Genomic DNA, 21,496 nt, shown 5'->3' on the forward strand with positions numbered 1-21,496 from the left:
GCGGGGGCGGATCAGGCCACGGGGGACTGGGCGTGGACGGCTTGCTCGTGCGGGTCGGTGAAGCAGCGCGGGTCGTCCCACAGCAGCTGGATGTCCCGAGCCCAGTGGCCGTCCTCGGCGTCGGCCTCCTCGCGCAGGGCGAGGACGGCACGCGGGAGTTCGGCGGGCGGCACCCCGCCGACGTGCGCGTCGAGGGCATCGAGGAAAGCGCTGCCGGCGCAGGCGTGCGGCCCGGCGCAGGCGCCGCCGTCCGGGGTGTCCCCGGCGGCGCCGCAGCCGGCCCGGGACCACAGGATGACCGGCGTCGGCGCGGTGACCAGCGCGTCGAAGTGCGGCCGGGTCCGCGCCGTGTGCGGGGCGGCCGCGAAGCCGGCGAGGCCGTCCGAGCGGCGCAGCCTGAGCCGCAGCTTCTTGGGGTCGTCGGGGCAGCCGCACTCGACGCGGTGCACACGGGCGTCGGTGCGGGTGTCGAGCCGCTGCCAGGCCCGGGTCAGCACGTGCCGGGCGCCGCCCTTGCGCCGGGCGTGGTCGGTGACGACGACCGGGTAGGCGCAGCCGAGCGGCGTGGGGTCGTCGGGGGCGCTCTCCCAGCGGTCGACGGGCCAGTCCAGCCAGTCGCGGGGCAGCGCGAACGTCACCAACTCGTCGGTGCCCGGCGTGAGATACCGGAACGCGGCGTCTATGCGGTCCTGGACGTGGGCGCGCAGCCGGGCCTGCGGCACGGTGGCCGCGTCGACCCGGTGCCGGCGGCCCGCGCTGTACGCCGACACCTCGACGCGGACCAGGTCCTGACCGGCGCCGCTCGGCCCGAGCTCCACGAGGATCGGCGACCAGTCGGGCGGCGCGGCGGCCAACGGGGCGGGTGCGCACAGCAGCGCCTCGAGTCGGTCGGCGAACCGGGCGACGGTGGCGGCGCCGCGCGGGCCGTCCAGCTCGCTGAGCACGAACAGCGCGGCCGACCAGAGGGAGTCGAAGCCGCCGTCGGGCGGCAGCGGGTCGAACGGGTCGGCGGCCGCGCTGTAGAGGCGGGTCGGGAGGTCGGTGTCACCGTCCAGTCCGGCACGGACCGCCTTCTCCACGAGGTCCCGCAGCCGGGTCCGGTGGGCGAGGGCGTGGCCGGACGCGGGGATCAGGCTCTGCACGCCGGGCCAGTAGCGGGCCATGACCTCGGTGGGCATCATGCGCCCGGTGCGCACGTCCTTGGCGCCGGCCGCCGCCGTGACCATGCCGACGACCTCGCCGGTGTCGGTGAGGGTGACGGCGGCCCCGCTGAAGCCGTACGCGAGTGGCTGGCCCCCGGCCCGCCACGCCTCCAGCTGGATCCACTCACCTTTGATCAACTGGGGTCCGGTGGTGCGGTATTCGGCGAGCGTGCCCTCGTCGAACCCGGTCGGGAAGCCGTAGACGACGAGTTTGCGCGGCGGTTCGCCGTGCGCGGTGTCGGCGGGCGCCAGGGCGGCCGGGGTGATGGCGACCTCCCGCTCCAGCTCCAGGACGGCCAGGTCGCCGAGGTCGGTGGTGCCGCCGGACCAGCCGCCGTGCACGGCGACGCGCGCGGGGACGGCGGGCAGTCCCGGCCGCTCGGTGAACGTCACGGTCAGCGGCGCGCGCTCGCCGTCCCGCACGACGTGCGCGCAGGTCAGTACCTTGCTGGGGGTGACGAGGAAGCCCGCCCCGGCCACCCTGCCCCCGCAGTCGATCCGGGCGTGCCAGGCAGCACTGCTCATGAGCGGCCGGCGGTCCCCGGAGCGGTCTCGGTCGTCGGCGCGTTCCCGGCCTGTCCCGGCGCCCACGACAGCCGGACCACGAGGTGCCCCTCGGCGGTCCCCTTGGCGATGATGGCGCCCGCCTCGGCGGCCATCTTCACGCCGAACTCGATCTCCACGCCGTCGGGTCGCAGCGCGCCGTCGCGGAACACGCGCAGCGCCGACTCGGCCGCCGCGCGGACGCCCTCCAGGGCGCCCTCGAAGGTACGGGCCGCCTGGGCCGGTTCGTCGCCGCGCGCGACCAGACGGGCCCCGGGGTCGCCGCCGGCGGCCTCCACGACCACCTGGGCGCCGTCCTCCGTCTTGAACTCGATCAACCCGTCCACGTGCCGCTCGCTCCCCGTCGTCCCCGGCCCACGTCCCGCCCATTGTGCGGGACGGGTCCGGGCCCTGTCCCGGCGTTGGGACGAAGGCGCCGCCCCGGACGGGAGGCGGCGCCGTGGGTGACGTCTTCGAGGCAGGGCGAACGTCGCGTCCCGGGCTCATGTCCAGGGCCGGACCACGCCCAGCTCCGTCAAGTCCTGCGGGCGGACGCGGAGATGGCCGGCGGTGGCGGGTGCCTCGTGCGGGGGGCGTTTCAGGATCGCCGCCGCCAGCTCGGGGGCGATCACCGAGAAGTAACTGTCCGGCGTGGCCCAGGTGTTGCCGGGCGCGGCCAGCGCCAGCGCGCCGCCGGAGCCGCCCTCGCCGATCAGCAGCGTGGTGACCGGTGTGCGGGCGGCGGCCACCGCGCCGAACAGGTCCGCGATGGCGGGGCCCGCGCCCTGCCGCTCCGCCTCCGCGTCGTTCGCGGCGCCCGGTGTGTCCACCAGCGTCAGCACCGGGATGCCGAGCCGGTCCGCGAGCCGGATCAGCCGGGCCGCCGTGCGGAAACCGGCCGGCCTGGTCGCCGTCCCGGTCTGCGCGGCGTACGCGACCGTCCGGCCCTCGTGCTCGCCGAACCCGCACAGCATCCCGTCGGGATCCGTGCCGCCGCAGCGGTCGCCGCCGATCGCGACGCGGCGCGTGAAGTAGGCGTCCAGGTAGGCCCCGGCGCGCGGCCGGTGCGGCGAACGGGCCCGCCGCACCGCGTCCCAGCCGGTCACCGGGAGGTCGGTCGCGCCCAGCGGGCGCGGCGGCGGCGCGGGCTCGGCCGACGGCGACGACAGCAGCCGCAGCCACAGCGCCAGCGTCTCCCGCAGTTCCTCGGCGGGCACCACCGCGTCCACGGAGCCCGCCGCGAGCTGCGCCTCGGCCGTGTACGCCGCCGGGTCCGCGTCCGGCGGGCGGACCCGCGAGCCCGCGAAGCCGACCTGGGCGCCGGGCAGCGCGAGCGTCACGTCCGCGCCCGCGCCCAGCGTCGCCCAGCCGCCCCCGGTCGTCGGGTCCCGCACCACCGCGACCTGAGGCAGTCCCGCATCCCTGGTCAGCGCCGACTGGCGGGCCGTGCGCTGGAGTTGGGTCAGCGCGAGCATGCCCTCCTGCATGCGGCTGCCGCCGGTGGCGACCAGCGGCACGACCGGCAGCCGGTGCTCGCGCGCGTACGTGTACGCCGACTCCAGCCGGTCGCCGGTCCGCCCGCCGAGCGAGCCGCCGAGGAAGCCGAACTCGAACGCGATCAGCACGGCCCGTGTGCCGCCGACGTGCCCCGTGCCGCACACGACGGACTCCTCCTCGCCGGTGCGTTCGGCGGCGCGGGCGCGGGCCGCGTCGTAGCCCTCCCAGCCGAGCGGGCCGTCCGGAGCCGACGCGCGGGCGGGGGAGGGGAGTTCGGTGAAGTCGTCGGTGACCAGGGCGAGCGCGGCGCGGGCCGATCCGCGCTCAGGCACGGCTCAGCGCCCGCTTCATGATCTTCCCCATGTCGTTGCGGGGCAGCGCGTCGAGGTGGTGCAGCACCCGGGGCCGCTTGTGCGGCGCGAGGCGCCGGGCCACGTGGTCGGCCAACTCCTCCAGTTCCGGCGGGGACTGGGCGTCCGTCGGGACCACCCAGGCGACGATCCGCTCGCCCAGGTCCGGGTCCGGCTCGCCCGTGACGGCCGCCTCCCGCACCCCCGGATGCTCCAGCAGCGCGTTCTCGATCTCCCCCGCGCCGATCTTGTAACCGCCGCTCTTGATCAGGTCGGTGGCCTTCCGGCCGACGATGCGGACGTAGCCGTCGGGGTCGCGCACCGCCATGTCCCCGGTGCGGAACCAGCCGTCCGCCGTGAACGCCGCCGCCGTCGCGTCCGGCCGGTTCAGGTACTCCGTGAACAGGTTCGGGCCGCGCACCTGGATCTCGCCGACGCTCTCCCCGTCGTACGCCGTGATCTCCGCCCCGTCCTCCTCCACGAGCCGCAGCTCCACGCCCGGCAGCGGCACGCCGACCGTCCCGGCGCGCGGCTCGCCGTCGGCGCGGACACTGGTGTTCATCAGCGTCTCCGTCATGCCGTACCGCTCGATGACCCGGCGGCCCGTCGCCGCCGCGATCCGCTCGTGGTCGTGCACCGGCAGCGCGGCCGAACCGGACACCAGCAGCCGCGCCCGGCCCAGCGCCTTCGCCAGCTCAGGGTCGTCCGGCAGGGCCTCCGCGATGCGGTGGTACATCGTCGGCACCCCGAACAGCATGGTCGCCCCGGACCCCAGCTCCTCGGCGACCCCGGCCGTGCTGAACCGGCCGAGGTGCCGCACCGAGCCGCCGCGCCGCAGCGGGCCGAGGACGCCCAGCACCAGCCCGTGCACGTGGAACAGCGGCAGCCCGTGCACCAGCACGTCGTCCCCGGTCCACTGCCAGGCGTCGGCCAGCGCGTCCAGCGTCGTCGCGACCGCGCCGCGCGGGATGACGGCGCCCTTCGGCGGGCCGGTCGTGCCGGACGTGTAGACGACGAGCGCCGGATCGCCGTCGCCCGCGCGGTCCTCGGGCACCGCGCCCGCGCCCCGCACGTCGACGTCGATCCGCTCCAGACAGCCCAGCGTGGCGGGCAGTTCGTCGCCGGGGGCGGCCAGCACCAGCGACGGGGCGCTGTCGGACAGGATGTGCGCCAGTTCCTTCTCGCCGGACTTCGGGTTCAGCGGCACGGCGGGCACCCCGGCGAGCAGCGCCGCGACCACGGCGACGCCGGTCTCCATCACGGGCGTCGCCCACACCGCGACCCGTCCCGCCCCGCCGATCCGCCCGGCGAGCGCACCGGCGGCGGCGCCGAGCCCGCCGTAGGTCAGGGACCGCTCCCCGAACCGCAGGGCGGTCCGGTCGGGTGGGCCGTCGGTCAGGGCGGGGAAGAGAGTGGACACGCGTCGGACTCCTTAAAGCCTTCGTATGGCTGCCGAGGACCGGCTGTCGTGGCCGACCATAGAACAGCCGTGAGGACGGCGGATGTGACATGAGCGACGCTTGTCAGCCTGCGGACGGGTCCTCGGCCCTTCGCCCGCCCGCCTGATTCCAGGGAGGAACCCGACGTGCCCCGCATCGCCCTCGCCACCTGCCGGCCCGGCCCCGACATCAGCGCCGACCGGGACCTTCCCGTGCTGGTGGCCGCCCTGCGGGAGGCGGGGGCCGAGGCCTCGGCCGAGGTGTGGGACGACCCCGGCATGGACTGGGGCGCCTTCGACCTCGTCCTCATCCGGTCCACCTGGGACTACAGCTGGCGTGCCGCCGAGTTCACGGCGTGGGCCGACGCCTGCGGGAAGGTCACGCGGCTGCGGAACCCGGCCGACGTCGTCCACTGGAACACCGACAAGCGCTACCTCGGCGAGCTGGCCGCCGCCGGGGTGCCCGTCGTACCCACCGCGTACGTCGCGCCCGGCGAGCCTCTCGACCTGCCCGGCGGCCACGAGTACGTCGTCAAGCCGACCTCCGGCGCCGGCGCCCGCTTCGCCGCCCGCTACCTGCCCGGCGAGCACGACACCGCCGCCGCGCAGGTCGCGCGGATGCACGCCGAGGGGTTCACGGCGATGGTCCAGCCGTACGTGACGAGCATCGACACCGCCGGTGAGCGGGCCCTGCTGTTCGTCGGCGGGCGCTTCCTGCACGCCGCCCGCAAGGGCGCGGTCCTCGCCCCCGGCACGCCCTACGACCAGAAGAAGACCGCCCACCCGGGGCTGACGGCCTGGACCCCGACCCCGGCCGAACTCGCCGTCGCCGAACGCGCGCTGGCCGCCGTACCCGGCCGGCCCGACCTGCTGTACGCCCGTGTCGACCTGGTGACCGGCGAGGACGGCGAGCCGGTCGTGATGGAGCTGGAGCTGGTGGAACCGAACCTGTTCCTGTGGCTGCACGAGGGGTCGGTGCCGAGGGTGGTGGGGGCGGTGCTCGACGCCGCCCGCGGCTGACCGGCCGGAGGCCTACGGCCGGCCGCCGCCGACCACCGTCCGTTGCAGCAACCCCCACGTGAACTCGGCCGCCACCTCGTGCCGTACGCCCCGCCGGTCCGGGGCCGTGAAGGCCAGGCCCCAGCGGGTGGGGGCCGAGCCCTGGAGGGGGCGGGCCGGGGAGAAGGCGCGGGCGGCCTCGTCGATCGTGCAGGACCAGGGGGTGAGGTCCTCCAGGGTGTGCAGCGCGGGCGGGTCGGCGTGCGGCGCGCGGACCAGCCACTCGTTCCAGACCACGCCGTTCGGCGCGAGCAGCACCTCGAAGCGCAGGTCGGGCCAGAGCGGCAGCCGCCACAGGCGGGCCTCGCAGTCGAGGTCGCCGATCCGGCGCCGCCCGGCCGACTCGGGCTCGCCCAGCACCGAGCGGTAGCGGCTCGCGGCGGAGCGGGAGCGCGGGGAGCGGACCATCGCCTGCCACCGCTTGTTGGCCTCCCGCATGTCGGCGAGGGAGACGCCCAGGTCGCGGCGGGCGTCCTCCACCAGCTCGGGATTGTGGTCGGCCATGCGGCGCAGCAGTACCAGCTGGAAGTCGAGCGGGGTGAACGGCCTAGCGGGGGGCTTTCCGGAGGGCATGCGCCCCATCGTCGCCCACCCGGCCGCCGGGGCGGCGCCCGTCCGGCAGGAACAGCACCGAGTTGACGTACCGGGGACCGCGCAGCGGCAGCACCCGGCGCAGCAGCCCCCGCGACACGACGTGGCAGGCGGCGGCCTGGTGCTCCTCCAGCGGGAACGACGCCAGCGGCAGCCACGTGTCGCCGGGCAGCACCCAGCCGTCGTAGCCGAGCACGCCGAGGTACGTCACGACCGGTGCGACCGGCTGGATGCGGGACTCCAGTTCCACGAACAGCGCCGGCCGGTCCCGGGCCAGGACGGCCGTCGCCCCGCGCAGCACCGCCGGTTCGTTGCCGTCCACGTCGATCTTGATGAAGCCGACGTCCTTCAGGCCGAGTTCGTCCAGCGTGACGCAGGGGACGTCCAGGGCGTGCGCGTGGATGTCGCGGCGGACCAGGGACGACACGCCGCGGGTGCCGGTGCCGTCCGGCGGCAGCCACAGCCGGGCGATGCCGGGGCGGTCGGAGGCGGCGGCGTGGATCACCCGGACGTTCGCCGGGGAGCCGGCCGCCAGCAGCCGCGCCAGGTGCGGCACCGGCTCCACGGTGACGACGCGCCGGGCGCGGGCGGCGAGGCGGTGCGTCCACGGCCCGTACCAGCCGCCGACGTCGACGGCCGTGCCACAGCCGGGCGGGCACAGGTCGGCGAGGCGGGCCAGCTCCGGTTCGAAGCGCGGATAGACGGCCCGGGCGGCGGCGGCCACCGGCCGGGCGGGCAGGACGGCGGCCAGCCGCGCCGCGAGCGTCACGGGCCGGTCCCCTCGGGGGCGGAGGGTCCCGAGGCCTCGGCGGCTTCGGCGGCTTCCGGGGCTTCCGGGGCCGTCGGGGCTTCCGCGGGGAGGCCGTCCAGCCGCCGTACCAGCTCCTCGTGCTCGTCCTCCGGGACCTGCTCGCCCGACGACGGCAGCAGCTGCGGGATGCCGTCCACGACCGGATAGCGGCGGCGCATCCGCGGGTTGTAGAGGGCACTGTCACCCAGCGGGTACAGCGGACCCTTGTCCAGCGGGCAGGCCAGAATGCGCAACAGCGGACCGTCGAGGGTCATGGGGGTGTCAACTCCTTGGCGGGGACGGGTTTCCGGGCGGCGGTGTCGTGCTTCGGCATCGACAGCAGCACCGACACGGCGAGCGCGGTGCCGGCGACGCGCAGCGCCAACCGCAGGGGCTCGTCCGGCAGTTCCTCGCCGAACGCGAGCGTCCCGAGCACCGCCGTGTAGAGGCAGGTCACCGTGGTGCACACCGGCACGATCAGCGAGGCCCGGCAGCGCTGGAGCGCCGCCTGCGACATCACCAGCCCGAACACGAAGGTGAACAGCAGCAGATACGGGTACGGCGACCGCAGCAGGTCCACCAGGAAGCCGGGGTCGGCGGCCAGCCGCCCGGAGACGCCCTTGATGGCGAGCGAGCTGACGCCGTAGAGCAGGCCGACGGCCACGCCGTACTCGACGCCGGTCGTCGGCAGCCGGTGCCGGCGCCGGGCGCGGCCCTCCGCCGAGCCGTACAGCCACACCCCGGCGACCAGCGACGGCACGCACACCAGCAGCACCAGCGGGTACGGCGCCGACCGGCTCACCGTCTCGGCGCCCTCCCGCAGCGACAGCACGACCATCAGCAGCGCGGCGAGGATCGCGGCCAGCGCGTACCGCTCCCGGCCGGTGGTCTCCTCGCCCAGCAGCCGCGCCGACAGCAGCACGAGCAGCACCAGGCCGGACACGAACAGGCCCTGCGCGGCGGCGATCGGCAGCGTCCGGTACACGGCGAGCTGCGCGGCGAACCCGGCGGCGAGCGCCAGCGAACCGCCGATCCACAGCGGGCTGCCCAGCACCAGCCGCAGCAGCCGCCCCGGCTGCCGCACCGACACCTCGGGCAAGGTGGCGAGCGCCCGCTTCTCCAGGACGAACCCGCCGCTGTAGAGGACGTTCGCCACCAGGGCCGCGGCCACGCCCCACCACATCCCCACGCCCGTCACGTCCTGCGCGCGTGCAGCAGCAGGATCGACGCGAGGGACGGCCGGGCGCACGCCAGCCGGTCCAGCGGGCGCAGCGGACGCGGCACCCCGTGGAAGGGCGCACCGGCCAGCCGTACGACCTCGAAACCGGCCGCCGTCACGAACTCCCGCAGCGCGCGGGCCGTGCACAGCCGCAGGTGACCGACGACCTCCCGGCCGGGCCGCCCGTGGATCGCGCGCAGGCTGACCTCGGAGAACACCGGCTGCACCCCGGCCAGCAGCAGCAACCGGTTGTACCAGGCGGCCAGGTTCGGCGTGGACAGCATCAGATGCCCGCCGGGCCGCAGCACGCGGCGGATCTCGTCCAGCGCGGCGTCCGGGTCGACGAGGTGCTCGATGACCTCGCTGAACAGCACGGCGTCGGCCGCCCCGGTCCCGAACGGCAGCCCGCCGTCCGTGAGTTCACCGCGCACGGCGTACGGGACGCGGGTGCGGGCGCGGCGCAGCGCGTCCTGGGACCAGTCGACGCCGACGACGCGGTGGCCCGCGAGGTACGGGGCCGCGTCGGCCGCCGCAGTGCCGTCGCCGCAGCCGATGTCGAGGACGGTGCGCGGGCCCGCCGCGGCCGCCGGGCCGAGCGCGGCGGCGAGCATGCGGGCCTGGCGGACGCTGCGCGCGGTGCCGGAGGCGACGGGGACGGCCGGGTCCTCGTAGAAGTCGCGCAGGCCGGGCGGCCGGGCGCCGGCGGGGGCGGTGGTCACGAGGGCACCTCCGTGGTGAGGAGATGGTGCGCGAAGAGGTCCCGCAGCCGGGCGCCGTCGCCGGGGCCGAGCAGCGCGCGGGACCAGCGCAGGGCGAGGTGGAGGCGGCCGGCCGTGGACGCGGTGGTGACCGTCAGGCCGCGCGGCATCCGGGCCGGCGCCGAGAACCACACGGCGTGCGCGCGGCCCGCCTCCGCGCCGAAGTCCAGTGGGTAGGGGACGCGGCCGATGTTGCTCAGCAGGGTCGTGGACGTCCACGGCGCGGCGGCCCTGCGCAGCCCCCGCGTGAGCGCGGCGCGCCACGCCACCGGGGTCACGGGCGCCGTCAGCAGGGCGGCGCCGCGCCCGAGTGGGGGACGGGGCAGGGACTTCAGGGCGCGGGTGCGCAGCGCGGTGCGGTGCAGCAGTCCGGGCATCCCGTCGGGCGGGTCGGTCAACTCCTGCGGCGCGAAACCGACTTCGACGAGCCGGGTGCCGTTGCCGATGGGCATGCCGGCGTCGCGGGGCCGGTCGTCCACCGGCATGGTGATCCGCAACGGCCGGGGAGGGGTGCCGCGTTCCCCGTTCCAGTGGGCGACCGTCAGCGCCGTCGCCACCATGAGCTGGTCGTTCACGGTGTACGGCGCCCCCTTCGGCCGGTGCGGCAGCGGCAGTTCGGCGACCAGGAGGCCGTTGCCGGGGGCGCCGTCGGGCGTGCCGGGCGCGACGCGGGCCGGGCGGGCCCAGGGGGCGGGGGCGTCCGCCGTCTGCCGCGGTGGCTCGGGCGCGCGGACGGGCGGCGCGGCGGGCGCGTTGTCCCGGCCGCCGTACAGCTCGGCGGCCGTCGCGAGGATGCGGAGGCAGGCGGGGCCGTCGAGGGCGGTGTGGTTGAGGGTGAGGACGAGGACGCTGCCGCTGCCCGTGTCGCCGTGGGTCTCCACGACGTCCAGGCGGACCGGCGGGGACGCCGTGAGCGGCGGGGCCTCGGCCAGCGCGCGGGTGCGGGCATCGCGGAGGGCGTCCGGGCCCGGCGGCCGGAAGCGGACCGTCTCCACGTCGGGCTCCTCGGTCCGCTCCCACGCGTAGCGGCGGCGCCACCACGGCCCCGGCGCCTCCCGCACCAGGACGCGGGGGTGGCGGCGCAGCGCCTCCGTGAACGCCTTGCGCAGCCGGGCCCCGTCGAGCCGGCCGGGCAGGTGCACCTCGATGTGCACGGTGTCCGGCTCGTCCGCCCGCAGGCAGTGCCGGGACACCTCGTCCACGACGGGGAACGGGATGCGCGTGGTCACGCCGGTCCACCTCCCTCCGCCGCGTCGGCCGCGGGGGCGGCCTCCCTCACGCTCACCAGCGCCGCGAACAGCCCGGCCACGGCCAGCAGTTGAGGCAGCCGCCCGTATCCACCGGGACCGTCCTCGAAGGCCGCGAGGACTCCCGCGCCCGCCAGGGCCGTGAGCGCGACCGGTGCGAGCCAGGCCGCCCGCCGGGCCGCCAGGACCGCCAGCGCGGGCACGAGCAGCGCGAGCCACCCGGCGATCACCGCACCGACCAGGGTGAGCGCCACCGCCCCGAGCCACATGCCGGGCGGCGGCGGTGGCGGCTGCGGGGCGTCCGGGTTGGGCGCGCGGCGCCGCCACAGCACCAGGCCCGCCAGCAGGGCGACGCCCGCGCCGCCGCCGATCAGCGCCGCGTCGTACGTCGTCGCCGGCTCGTACGTCAGCCGTACCGTGCCGCTCGCGCCGGCGGGCACGTGCCAGCCCTGCTGCCAGCCGTCGAGCCGCACCGGCGTGAGCTCCTCGCCGTTCAGGGTGGCCCTCCAGCCCTCGTTGTGGTTCTCGTACGTCGTCAGGTACGAGTCCGCCCCGGAGCCGACCGTCACCTCGCGGCGGTCACCGAGCCAGTCCCGTACACGCAGCTCACGGGCGGTCGCGGGCTGCGTGACCGTGCCCCGGGTCAGGGTGACGTCCGTCAGCACGAGCGGCCCGGCGTCCCCGGACTCCACGAGGTGGTCGCCCGCCGGCAGGGACAGGCGGGCCGCGTCGCCGCACGGCGTGACGTCGATCGCGCGGCGCTCCACCAGGTCCCGCACCGTGCCCCGCGCCCGCGTCTCGTGCAGCGTCCCGTCCACCGCGACCACGGGCCCCTTGCCGCAGGGCAGGGAGAAGGCGCGATCGTCGGCGGGCCGGGGCGTGCGCTGGTCCTTGAGTGCCGGGAGGTAGGCCTCCGTGAGGCCCACGGGCAGTCGCAGATCCTCGTCGGCGACCGGGTTGTGCAGGGTGAGCGGGGCGGTTCCGGTGACGGTGATGTCGAGGCGGTCGGTGGTGATCGGGCCGAAGACGGCCCGCCCGTTCTCGTCCACGCCCGCGGTCGCGTCGCCGTCCGGGGAGGTGATGTGGACTTCGGTGGGCCGGGTCGACAGGCCGCCGGCCGCCGCCAGCACCACCTCGTCCACGGTCCGCCTGCCGTCCCAGCGCAGGTGGATCGTCGGCCGGTCGCCCGCGATCCACGCCGTCGTCAGGTCGCCGTCGGTGAGGTTGCGCGCGGACAGGCCCGCGCCGAGCCGCGCGGTCGAGTCCGCGGTGGCGACGACGCGCCGGCGCTGGTCGGGGGCCACCTCGTACAGCAGCCGGTCCAGCGCCTCGCCGGGCACGGGCACCGCCTTCGCCCGCACCTCGTACGTCGCGTCGGCGGCCGTCGTGAAGCGGCGGTGCAGGCCGGCCTCGGTGCCCGTCGCGGACAGCCCGGTCGGGTCGGCCGCCCGGTGCAGGGACACGAGGTCGGCGGCGGCCCGCGTGTCGCCGCCGTCGGCGGGCAGCCGCAGCACGCGGGTCACCCGGACGCCGGGCAGGGCGACCTCGGAGAAGCCCGCGCCGGTCAGGCCGGAGCGCCGGGACACCGAGTCGGTGATCGTCAGCTTCATCCAACGCGTCGCGCCCCGGGGCGCCTTGATCCGCTGCGTCATGCCGTCGGGCCGCAGGAAACTGGTCGCCGAGCCGCGTTCCGTGTCCACCCGCACCCGGGTGGCCGCCGGCCGCACGCCGTCCTGCGGCAGCGGCGTCACCCGGAACGAGGCCGGCATGTCGTAGGTGCCGTCGAAGCCGACGCGCAGCCACTGCCCGTCCGGGGAGCCGGGCGTGCCCTCCGTCCAGGCGGTGTCCGGGTTGCCGTCGAAGGCGTTCACCGGGTCGTACTGCGGCAGGTGGAACAGCCAACTGCCGTACGAGGACGCGGTCACCGAGCGGGCGCCGCGCAGTTCGGCGACGGTCTGCCGGTCCGCGCCGTCCACGGGCAGGATCTGGCGCGGCCGTTCCCCGGCGTCCTGTTCGGCGTCCGGCGCGTTCCGCTCGTCCCGCGTGTACGTGTACGACGTGTTGGCGTTGACGAGCCCGAACCGGGTGTCCGCGCGCCGCAGCCCGTCGCCGGTCACCCGCACCGCCGGGGCGTCGAGCCCGGGCCGCGCGTCGCCCGCCAGCACCGTCGCCCGGTCGCGCAGGCGGGCGGCGACGGGCAGCAGCGCCTCGGGGCCGCCGGACACGACGGCGGTGTCCGCGACCGGCAGGAGAGCGGCCCGCCCGGGACGCGGCACGGCGCTGTCGCGCGGCGCGTAGATCTCCACCGCCCGCTGCCGCGGATACAGGCCCTCCACCTGGAGCGGGGTGCCGGGCGCGATCCGCCCGCCGGTCGTCACCGGGCCGAGGCCCGTCACCCGCTCGTACCCGGACTGCTCCAGCGTGCGCTTGACCGTCGTCGTCGGCACGTGCCCGATCCGGTCCGGGTCGAGATCGTTGCGGACGACGACGTGATGGAGGCCCGCCCGGCTCAAGTAGTCGGCGAGGCCCGGCACTTCGGCGCCCGTCATGAGGGCCTGCTCGACGGCGTCCATCGCCCGCCGGTTGCCGGGCGTGCCGAACGGGACGTAGTCGCGCTGCGCCCAGCGGGACCCGGCCAGCACGTCCAGCGGCTGGTCGACGGGCGAGCCCCAGGTGTAGACGCCGTGCGCGGTGGCCGGGACGACCAGGGCGCGCGAGTGCGGCGCGTGCTTCTCCAGCCAGTCCGCCGTCGCCTGCCAGTACGCGGGCAGCCCGCGGAACGAACCCGGGCTGAGTATCGACCCGTTGACGTACGGCAGCAGCAGCCCCGGCAGCACGAGCACCGCCGCGACCAGGGGCACGAACCTCCGCCGCCGTGCCGCCCGCGACCCGCGCGGCACCTCCGCCACCGCGACCAGATGGGCGAGGCCCAGCACGAGCGCCAGCGCGAGGCCCGGCTGGAACTTGTAGACGTTCCGGAACGGTGCCAGCCCCCCGTCCAGCCAGTCCCGCACCATCCCGTGAAAGGGCCCGCCGAACGCGCCGCCGTACCCGGCGAGCAGCACCAGCGCCGCCACCAGCACCGTCAGCACCAGCCAGCGCCGCTCGGGCACGTCACGCCGGGCAAGACCCGCGAGCCCCAGACCGGCCGCCAGCGCCGAGCAGACGATCACGAGCGCCGACGACGCCACCGTCCAGCCCGCCGGCAGCCACGCCTCACCGAAGTGCAGGTACGCCACCCAGTTCCCGGCACCGCGCAGGGCCTCCGGCGCCGACATCGTGGACGTGGTCGTCTCAGACGTCTCTATGTAGGGCAGGAAGTTCTCGCCGTACGCGCCGAGCAGCAGCAGCGGGATCCACCACCACGCCGTCACCACCGGCACCGCCGGCAGCCACCAGGCGAGCAGCTTGCGCCGCCGGGGCCCCGCCGGGCGGGACAGCAGGTACAGTCCCACCGGCAGCAGGGACGCCAGCGTCGCCGCCGCGTTCACGCCGCCCATGAACGGCACGAGCAGCGCCGAGCGGAGGGCCGCGACACGGGCGGCGTACCGCTCGTCGGTCAGCGGCAGCAGCACCCACGGCAGGAACGCGCCGGGCAGCGCCGCGGCCGACGTGGAGCCGACGACCGTCGTGAACACCGGCCACAGCGCGTACGCGGACGCCGCGAGCAGCCGGGACGGGCCGCTGCCCACCCTCAGCCGTTCCGCCAGCCGCAGCGCGCCCCAGAAGGCGACCGACACGACCAGCGACAGCCACAACCGCTCCGCCAGCCACACCGGCAGCCGCACCAGGTCGGCCACCCAGTAGTACGGCAGCATCGGCCACAGATAGCCGACGTACTGGTCCTGGATGCCGCCGAAGCCGCCCCGGTCGTGCCACAACTGCCCCAGGTCCGCCAGGAACTGCCCGGGGTCGACGGTGACGCCCAGCTTGGTGTCGAACGTCTGCCGCCCCGGCCGCACCGCCAGGAACAGCACGAACACCACCGCCCAGAACCCCAGCAGCACACGCCGCGACCGGGGCCCCTCCGGCGGACCGGAGCCCGGCACGGGGGTGGGGACGGTTGCCGGGGGAGGGGCCTGGACCGTGCTCGTCATTGAGGACACCGCCGGAGGATGAGGAGGAGGTTCCAGGTGGCCACCTCACGGATGCCGGGTGCCTTGACGACGGTCTCCGCGAGGAACGGCCAGTAGCGGGAGCGCGCCGAGACGATCCGCACGTCGTCACGGGCGCGCACCTGCCGCAGCGTGGTGCCGATGTGCACGGGGAAGAGGTTCTCGCCGAGGGTGTGCTTGGCGGGCCGCCCGGTACGGCGCCGGTAACGGGCGCGGGCCCGCTCGGCGCCGAAGTAGTGCCAGGGAGCCCACTCGTGACCGCCCCACGGGGACAGCCAGTTGGTGAACGACACGTAGATCAGCCCACCGGGCCGCGTCACCCGCGCCAGCTCACTCAGGAACGTCTGCGGATCGGCGACGTGCTCCAGCACGTTGGAGGAGAACGTCACGTCCGCGACGCCGTCACCGACCGGCAGCAGATACCCGTCGGCGACGACGGCCCAGTCGGGCGCCTCGTCGCCCAACTCCCGGGGATCGGGCTCGAAGAGATAGGCGTGGGCGCCGCGTCGCCGGAACTCCCCGGTGAAGTACCCGCTGCCGCCGCCGACGTCGAGGACGGTGAGCCCGTCGAGGGAACCGCCGTAGTCCTCGAGCTGGTTGGCGGCATCGTGGGCGAGGAGGGAGTAGCAGGCATCGGGGTCGGACCGCTCACGCAGAAAGGCCCGGAAGAGCGCGAGGGACCGCTGAACGGAGGGATCCCTGAAACGTCGGCGAGTTTTCTGGGGGCGCGGGGCTGTGACATTCGCGGCTCCGCCGCGTGGGCGCGACAAGCCACAACGAGCCCCCGCCCGCGCGACAACAGAACCAGCCCACCCCTGGGGCGTCACGGCGAGGTCCACTCACGCACGGCCTCACAGGCCACGGCCCGGAACTGCCGCACAGTCCGATGCCACCTCAACCCGGCCGCCCGGTCCTGCGCCGCCTTCCCCATCGCCGCCCGCCGCTCGGCGGACAGCGCGAGCGACATCCACGCCGCCGCGAACGAGGACTCCCCCCGCACCAGCAGACCCGTCTCGCCGTCCGCGACGGAATCCCGCAGCCCCGGCACGTCGAACGCGATCGCCGGCGTCTGCCGCACCGCGGCCTCGGTGACCACCAGCCCCCACCCCTCCACGGCGGAGGGATGCAGCAACAGCCACGCCGCGCACAGCAACCGGTGCTTCTCGGCCTCCGGCACATGGCCCGCGAACCGCACGCCGGGCCCGGCCATGCGCTCCAGACGCTCGCGTTCGGGACCGTCGCCGACGACGACCAGCCGGCCGCCGGTGACCGGCCGCACCCGCTCCCAGAGTCTGAGCAGCAGGTCGATCCGCTTGTACTCGACGAGCCGGCCGACCGCCACGAACAGCGGCTCGGGGGAGCGGTCGGTGAGCGGGCCGGGCTCCTCGACGCCGTTGTGCACGACACGGATGCGGTTGCGGGCCACGCCGATCGCGCGCAGCGCCTGCGCGGTCGACGGGGACACGGCGACCAGCAGGCCGCGTTGCCGCGCCCCGGTCAGCGCCCAGTGCTCGAGTCGTCGGCCGAGCCGGGCGGCCGGGGCGAGCGGGCCGCCGAAGCGCATCGGCCACAGGTCGGTGTGCACGTGGTTGACCAGGCACACCGTGGGTCCGCGGTGCCACAGGGGCGCGAGGTACGGCATGCCGTTGCACACCTCGACGAGCAGGTCGGTCTCACCGACCTGGCGGGCGAAGGCGGAACGGGCGCGCAGATAGTGGTCGTAGGCGCCGCCGGCCGACACGACGCGGTAGTCGCGGAACGCGGCGGGGCCGCCGCACAGGAGGGTGACCTGGTGGCCGAGGCGGGTCAGTCCGTCGGCGAGCCGGTCGACCAGCAGCTCGGAGCCGCCGGCGGCCGGGTTGCCCAGGTCCCGATGGGCGAGGAAGACGATGCGGCGCGGGGTGGGGGACGGCGCCTGGGGATGCTGCGGAGCCGGGTCGAGACCTCTGGGGGAGGCGGTGCGCAGGGGGGACGGCACGTGCTGGGGCATGGGTGCTCCAACTCGTCTCAGGGAGGGGTACTCGGTGTGGGGGGTGGTGGCAGGGGCCGGGTCGGAAGGGGAGACCGGCGGTGGGGGGAAGCTGCGTGGGCGGGTTGTGCCCGGGTGGGTTGGACAGTTTTCGCCCAGCCGTTCGCCACGGCTACTCACCGGGGTGACAATTTCCGGCTTTGTTGGAACTGACGTCACATCATTTCGTGAGGACCGCGGGGGGCGAGTCCGGCGTATCGGTACCGTCCATCACCTTGCGCCCACGTGCCACCAAAACCCCACCGGCGACCGCGAGGACGAGCCCGGCCGCCCCGGCGCCGAGCGGCAGCGTCTCGCCCAGCAGCCGCAGCCGGCCGCTGTCGTCGCGCGCCTGCCGCACGGCCGCCCGCCGCGTCTCGGCCGTGAACGCGAGCTTCTCGCTGTCCAGCAGCACCGCTGCGTCGTGTTCGCCGCCCGGCGCCCGCAGGGTGCGGCGCGGGCCGGTCCGCGCGTCCATCACGCGGCCGGTGGCCGGGTCGACGACCAGCTCGACGCCGTGGTTGGCGTACCACTCCTCGGCGAGCACCTGGGGGCGGCGCGGCTGGTCGACGATGCTGCCGGGCACGAGCCGGGTGCCGGTCCTCGTCGGCGGCACGGTGGCGGTGAACCGGTAGCCGGTGTGGCCGAGGACCTTCCGCGTGCCCCGGTACTCCAGGGTGACCGTCGAACCCAGGGTGTTGTCCCACCACTGGTAGGGGCGTTTGCGCACGTCGAACGGGAACTTCAGATAGGCCTCGCCCTCGATGTACGGGCGTTCCCCGCAGCAGTGCCGGGGCTCGGTGGTCCGGCGGTCCATCACCCAGCGGTGCGGGGTGAAGTCCAGGGCGTCGTGCGGGTCGGCGGCGGGGAGGGACGTGTCGGTGTCGACGGTGGTCGTCACGTCCCAGACGGCGTTGCCGCTGCGCTCACTGGCCGCGACGTCGCCGCGCACCCGCTGCGTGACGGTGATCCGGCGGTCCGGCACCGTCTCGATCCGGTCGGTGTCGAAGACGCTTCCGGTGCCGGTGTAGACGGCCGTGGTGTCGATGTCGATCGGGTTCACGGCGGCACGCGGGTGCACGTACCGGTCCAGCAGGGGAGCGAGCACCAGGAGGAAGGTGCCGACACCCAGCAGGACCAGGGAGAACGGGGAGGCGGAACGGCGCATGCGGGCACTCCAGAGGCTGGGGGGAGGCGCCGTGCGTCACGAGGTGCGGACGCTTTCGCGCCGTGGGGGAAAGTGCGCGTGCGGTACGGGCCGGGAACCGTAGGCGCCTCTTGACGCAGTGTCAATGCCCGTCGACACTGGCCCGGACAGGCAGGGGCCGGGTGCCCGGGTGGGGCGACCTGCGGACAGACTCCCGACGAGAGAGGCTGACCCTGCGATGTCCAGACTGCTCGCCGCCGCGTTGACCGTCGCGGCCGGCGCCGCCCTGGCGCTCGCCGCCGCGCTCGGCGTCGTCGCGCTCCTGGAGGCGACCCCGGACCAGCCCGACACCCCACTGATCACGTACGAGCACGCGGGCCAGGGGAGTTGACGTGCGCGCCCGATCCGCGGAGGCGGACCGCGCGAGCCGCTCCGCCTGGCACGACGTGCCGCGCCTCCAGGTGCGCCGGTTCGCGGCGATCGCCATGGCCGAGGCACCGGAGCTGGCCGAGGAGATCATGCGGGAGATCCAGCGCGAGTACCCGCACCTGCCCGTCGTCCTCGACGACTCGGGCGAGCCGATGGCGCTGATCGGCATACGGCGGGCCATCGAGGTGTTCGTCCAGCACCTGGAGCACTCCGAGGGCCGCCCCACCGTCCCGCCGGGCGTCTTCCAGGAGTTCGGCCGCGGCGAGGGCCTGCACGGCCGTTCCCTCGACGCCCTCCAGGCCACCTACCGCATGGGTGTACGCCTGGCCTGGCGCCGCTTCGCCGACATCGGCCAGCGCGTCGACATCCCGCCACCGGCGATGTACGAACTGGTCGACGCGGGCTACGAGTACCTCGACGGCCTCGTCGACCAGTCCGTGCGCGGCTACGCCGAGGCCGCCGCACGCCAGGCGGGGGAGAGGCTGCGGCTCCAGCGCCGCCTGATGGAGCTGCTCCTCGCCGAACACCACCGCCCCGACGCGGCCGACGCCCTCGCCGAACGCGCCGCCCGCATCGGCTGGCCGCTGCCCGACAAGGTCGCGGTGGGCGTCCTGCTGCGCCCGGCGCGGGAGGCGGTGGCACCGGCCGTCGGGCAGGGCGTCCTGCTGGACCTGGAGTACGAGCAGCCGCGCATGGTCGTGCCGGACCCGGACGCGGCGGGCCGCCCCGAACTCCTCGACCGGGCCCTGACCGGCTGGGCGGGCGCGATCGGCCCGCCCGTACCCCTCACCGAGGCCGTGAAGTCGCTGCGCTGGGCGGAGTCCGCGGTCCGCCTCATGGAGCGCGGCCTGCTGCCGTCCGGCGAGGTCCTGCACTGCACCGAGCACACGGAGGCCCTGGTCCTCCTCGAACCCGAGGAGCTGATGGACGACCTGGCCCTGCGCGCCCTCGCCCCCCTCGCCCACTGCGGCCCCAGCCACGCCCGCCGCCTCGCCGAGACCCTGCTCGCCTGGCTGGAGACCCGCGGCGGCGCCCCCGAGGTCGCCGCCCGCCTCGGCGTCCACCCCCAGACGGTCCGCTACCGCCTCCGCCAGATCCGCGAACTGTGGGGCGACGAAATGGACGACCCGGACCGCCGCTTCGAACTGGAACTGGTCCTGCGAGCCCAACGCCTCCGCGGCGAACTGGGCGAGACACCGCAGCAGCGGTAGAGCGGCGGCGGCAGCGGGGACCCCTCGGGCCATTGCCCCGCGCGACACCATATGACTAGCCTGTGTTCGTCATGCCGATCGCCTGTTGAAATTTCGAACGCAGGCGCCTGAGACAACATAGGGAGGGGGCCGGTCGTGGGACGACTCGTACCAGCCGTGACCCGGGCTCTCGACATACTCGAGCTCTTCCTCGACGGGGACGGGACGCTCTCCGCACCCGACATCGTGCGGAAGCTCCAGTTGCCCCGCACCACCGTGCACGAGCTGGTCACCACGCTCGCCGCCCGGAAGTACATCGTCCCCGTGCAGGGACAGCCCGGACGGTACCGGCTCGGGGTGCGCCCGTACCAGCTCGGTGCCCGGTACTCCGAGCAGCTCGACCTCGCCGCCGAGGGGCAGCAGGTCGCCCGGACCGTCGCCGAGACCTGCGACGAGACCGTGCACGTGGCGATCCTCGAGGACACCGACGTCATCTACATCGCCAAGGTCGACTCGACGCACGCCGTGCGCATGGTGTCCGCGGCCGGGCGCCGGCTGCCCGCTCACTGCACCTCCGTCGGCAAGATGCTGCTGGCCTCCCTGCCCGAGCACGAGCTCGCCGCGCGCATTCCCGACGACGCCGAGCTCGCCGGGATGACGCCCAACAGCATCACCGATCCGGCCGTGCTGCGCGAGACCCTCGCGGAGATCCGGCAGCGCGGCATCGCGGTCGAGAGCCGGGAGTCCAACCCGGACGTCTCCTGCGTCGCCGCGCCCGTGCGCGACCGCACCGGGCAGGTCGTCGCCGCGCTGTCCATCTCGGTCCCGATGATCCGCTGGAGCGAGGACCGCCTCGCCGAGCTGGAGGAACTCGCCGTCAAGGGCGCCGCCGACCTGTCGGAGCGGCTCGGTCACAGGAGCGTCGCGTGAGCGGGAACGGCGGGAACAGCGGGAACAGCGGGAACGGCGGGGGCCGCGCGTACGAGGTGGCCGTGCGGGCCGGGGCCGCGCTCGGTGAGGGGCCCACGTGGGACGCGGCGGCCGGCCGGCTGCTGTGGATCGACATCCTCGGGTCCCGGGTGCACACGTACGACCCGGTCTCCGGGCGGCGCACGGTCCGTACGACGGAGCAGCACGTCGGCGCGGTGAAACCCCGCGCGGGCGGCGGGCTCGTCCTCAACCTCCGCGACGGCGTCGGGCTGCTCGACCCCGACGGCACGTTCCGCTGGCTGCACCGCGAGGCCGTCCCCGGCCGCCGTGGCAACGACGCGGCCGTCGCGCCCGACGGCGCGCTGTGGGCGGGCACGATGCGCTACGACGAGGCACGGGGCGGCGGCACGCTGTCCCGGATCACGGGCGACGGCACGGCCGAGGTCGTGCTGTCCGACGTGACCGTCAGCAACGGCACCGGCTGGAGCCCCGACGGCCGGCTGATGTACTACGCCGACACCCCGACCCGGCGCGTCGACGTCTTCGACTACGACGCCGGCTCCGGACGCGTGTCCGGTCGGCGCCCCCTCGTCGAGATCGCGGAGGGCGACGGCTTCCCCGACGGACTCACCGTCGACGCCGACGGGTGCGTGTGGGTCGCCCTGTGGGACGGCTGGGCGGTGCGCCGCTACACGCCGGACGGCGAGCTGGACCGCGTGATCGAGCTGCCGGTGCCGCGCGTGACCGCCTGCGCCTTCGGCGGCGCCGACCTGACCGACCTGTACATCACGACGGCCCGCGTCGGCCTCGACCCGGCGCCCCCGCTCGCGGGGTCGCTGCTCGTGGTGCCGGGCGCGGGCAAGGGCCTGCCGCAGCCGCCGTTCGTCGGCTGAGGCGCCGGCCCTTCGTGGGCCGAGGAGAGCGGGAGGGCGGGAGGGGGTGCCGCCGGTGAGCGGCGCCGACGGCACGCCCTCCCGCCACCG

At 75.5% G+C, this 21,496-nt stretch carries 18 protein-coding genes and 1 pseudogene; 5 read left to right on the top strand and 14 right to left on the bottom strand.

Annotation, left to right across the window (positions count from 1 at the left end):
- Window positions 1-11 precede the first annotated feature (11 nt).
- The 4 genes from ACZ7D7_RS07930 to ACZ7D7_RS07945 form a co-directional block, all read right to left on the bottom strand.
- Window positions 12-1,727, bottom strand: coding sequence for a VMAP-C domain-containing protein (locus ACZ7D7_RS07930; RefSeq protein WP_470823072.1), 1,716 nt, complete (start codon window positions 1,725-1,727; stop codon window positions 12-14).
- Complete coding sequence (locus ACZ7D7_RS07935; protein ID WP_470823073.1) at window positions 1,724-2,092, bottom strand: CU044_2847 family protein; 369 nt, start codon at window positions 2,090-2,092, stop codon at window positions 1,724-1,726. Before ACZ7D7_RS07935 ends, ACZ7D7_RS07930 begins: the two co-directional genes overlap by 4 nt.
- Window positions 2,093-2,248: 156 nt before the next feature.
- Entirely contained in the window at window positions 2,249-3,574 is a 1,326-nt protein-coding gene (locus ACZ7D7_RS07940; RefSeq protein WP_470823074.1) for a carboxyl transferase domain-containing protein, read from the bottom strand.
- A complete protein-coding gene (locus ACZ7D7_RS07945) occupies window positions 3,567-5,012 on the bottom strand; it encodes an acyl-CoA synthetase (protein WP_470823075.1) in 1,446 nt (481 codons plus the stop codon). Before ACZ7D7_RS07945 ends, ACZ7D7_RS07940 begins: the two co-directional genes overlap by 8 nt.
- Before the next feature lie 165 nt (window positions 5,013-5,177).
- Here ACZ7D7_RS07945 and ACZ7D7_RS07950 point away from each other — a divergent pair, with 165 nt between their 5' ends.
- On the top strand, window positions 5,178-6,050 hold the full coding sequence (locus tag ACZ7D7_RS07950) for an ATP-grasp domain-containing protein (RefSeq protein WP_470823076.1): 873 nt from the start codon (window positions 5,178-5,180) through the stop codon (window positions 6,048-6,050).
- A 12-nt stretch (window positions 6,051-6,062) separates the two neighbouring features.
- Here ACZ7D7_RS07950 and ACZ7D7_RS07955 read toward each other — a convergent pair whose 3' ends face one another.
- The 10 genes and pseudogenes from ACZ7D7_RS07955 to pgfA all read right to left on the bottom strand — a co-directional run bounded on the left by ACZ7D7_RS07955 (window position 6,063) and on the right by pgfA (window position 17,985).
- Window positions 6,063-6,671 (bottom strand): hypothetical protein, encoded by a 609-nt coding sequence (locus ACZ7D7_RS07955; protein ID WP_470823077.1) that lies wholly within the window; start codon window positions 6,669-6,671, stop codon window positions 6,063-6,065.
- Entirely contained in the window at window positions 6,637-7,449 is an 813-nt protein-coding gene (locus ACZ7D7_RS07960; RefSeq protein WP_470823078.1) for an FkbM family methyltransferase, read from the bottom strand. Before ACZ7D7_RS07960 ends, ACZ7D7_RS07955 begins: the two co-directional genes overlap by 35 nt.
- 98 nt (window positions 7,450-7,547) lie before the next feature.
- Window positions 7,548-7,745 (bottom strand): annotated as a pseudogene (locus ACZ7D7_RS07965) (Trm112 family protein); the annotation flags it as partial.
- Window positions 7,742-8,641: a hypothetical protein gene (locus tag ACZ7D7_RS07970; protein ID WP_470823217.1), complete on the bottom strand. Its 900-nt coding sequence runs from the start codon at window positions 8,639-8,641 to the stop codon at window positions 7,742-7,744. The gene ACZ7D7_RS07970 and the pseudogene ACZ7D7_RS07965, both read right to left, overlap by 4 nt.
- A gap of 23 nt (window positions 8,642-8,664) precedes the next feature.
- On the bottom strand, window positions 8,665-9,408 hold the full coding sequence (locus tag ACZ7D7_RS07975; RefSeq protein WP_470823079.1) for a class I SAM-dependent methyltransferase: 744 nt from the start codon (window positions 9,406-9,408) through the stop codon (window positions 8,665-8,667).
- Window positions 9,405-10,676 carry a condensation protein gene (locus ACZ7D7_RS07980; RefSeq protein WP_470823080.1) on the bottom strand — a complete coding sequence of 424 codons (1,272 nt, stop codon included), beginning with the start codon at window positions 10,674-10,676 and terminating at the stop codon, window positions 9,405-9,407. The genes ACZ7D7_RS07975 and ACZ7D7_RS07980 overlap by 4 nt, the downstream gene beginning before the upstream one ends.
- Window positions 10,673-14,791, bottom strand: a complete 4,119-nt coding sequence (locus tag ACZ7D7_RS07985; RefSeq protein ID WP_470823081.1) for an alpha-(1->3)-arabinofuranosyltransferase domain-containing protein — start codon at window positions 14,789-14,791, stop codon at window positions 10,673-10,675. The genes ACZ7D7_RS07980 and ACZ7D7_RS07985 overlap by 4 nt, the downstream gene beginning before the upstream one ends.
- Window positions 14,788-15,579, bottom strand: coding sequence for a class I SAM-dependent methyltransferase (locus tag ACZ7D7_RS07990; RefSeq protein WP_470823082.1), 792 nt, complete (start codon window positions 15,577-15,579; stop codon window positions 14,788-14,790). Before ACZ7D7_RS07990 ends, ACZ7D7_RS07985 begins: the two co-directional genes overlap by 4 nt.
- Before the next feature lie 53 nt (window positions 15,580-15,632).
- Window positions 15,633-16,799, bottom strand: coding sequence for a glycosyltransferase family 4 protein (locus ACZ7D7_RS07995; protein ID WP_470823083.1), 1,167 nt, complete (start codon window positions 16,797-16,799; stop codon window positions 15,633-15,635).
- A 199-nt stretch (window positions 16,800-16,998) separates the two neighbouring features.
- Complete coding sequence (gene pgfA, locus ACZ7D7_RS08000) at window positions 16,999-17,985, bottom strand: cell envelope lipid trafficking protein PgfA (RefSeq protein WP_470823084.1); 987 nt, start codon at window positions 17,983-17,985, stop codon at window positions 16,999-17,001.
- 217 nt (window positions 17,986-18,202) lie between these two features.
- On the opposite strand from pgfA, the gene ACZ7D7_RS08005 reads away from it, so the two are divergent.
- The 4 genes from ACZ7D7_RS08005 to ACZ7D7_RS08020 all read left to right on the top strand — a co-directional run bounded on the left by ACZ7D7_RS08005 (window position 18,203) and on the right by ACZ7D7_RS08020 (window position 21,406).
- On the top strand, window positions 18,203-18,355 hold the full coding sequence (locus tag ACZ7D7_RS08005; RefSeq protein ID WP_470823085.1) for a hypothetical protein: 153 nt from the start codon (window positions 18,203-18,205) through the stop codon (window positions 18,353-18,355).
- Window position 18,356: 1 nt separating this feature from the next.
- Entirely contained in the window at window positions 18,357-19,604 is a 1,248-nt protein-coding gene (locus ACZ7D7_RS08010) for a PucR-like N-terminal domain-containing protein (RefSeq protein ID WP_470823086.1), read from the top strand.
- A 135-nt stretch (window positions 19,605-19,739) separates the two neighbouring features.
- Complete coding sequence (locus ACZ7D7_RS08015) at window positions 19,740-20,513, top strand: IclR family transcriptional regulator (protein ID WP_470823087.1); 774 nt, start codon at window positions 19,740-19,742, stop codon at window positions 20,511-20,513.
- Window positions 20,510-21,406, top strand: coding sequence for an SMP-30/gluconolactonase/LRE family protein (locus ACZ7D7_RS08020; protein WP_470823088.1), 897 nt, complete (start codon window positions 20,510-20,512; stop codon window positions 21,404-21,406). Before ACZ7D7_RS08015 ends, ACZ7D7_RS08020 begins: the two co-directional genes overlap by 4 nt.
- Window positions 21,407-21,496: the final 90 nt, after the last annotated feature.

The organism is Streptomyces sp. NPDC037054, from assembly GCF_055606745.1.

What these genes read in the sequence shown, in the direction of transcription:
- ACZ7D7_RS07995 (WP_470823083.1), bottom strand. Translation starts at nt 16,799, where the DNA reads ATGCCCCAGCACGTGCCGTCCCCCCTGCGCACCGCCTCCCCCAGAGGT.
- ACZ7D7_RS07985 (WP_470823081.1), bottom strand. Translation starts at nt 14,791, where the DNA reads ATGACGAGCACGGTCCAGGCCCCTCCCCCGGCAACCGTCCCCACCCCC.
- ACZ7D7_RS07930 (WP_470823072.1), bottom strand. Translation starts at nt 1,727, where the DNA reads ATGAGCAGTGCTGCCTGGCACGCCCGGATCGACTGCGGGGGCAGGGTG.
- pgfA (WP_470823084.1), bottom strand. Translation starts at nt 17,985, where the DNA reads ATGCGCCGTTCCGCCTCCCCGTTCTCCCTGGTCCTGCTGGGTGTCGGC.
- ACZ7D7_RS07955 (WP_470823077.1), bottom strand. Translation starts at nt 6,671, where the DNA reads ATGGGGCGCATGCCCTCCGGAAAGCCCCCCGCTAGGCCGTTCACCCCG.
- ACZ7D7_RS08005 (WP_470823085.1), top strand. Translation starts at nt 18,203, where the DNA reads ATGTCCAGACTGCTCGCCGCCGCGTTGACCGTCGCGGCCGGCGCCGCC.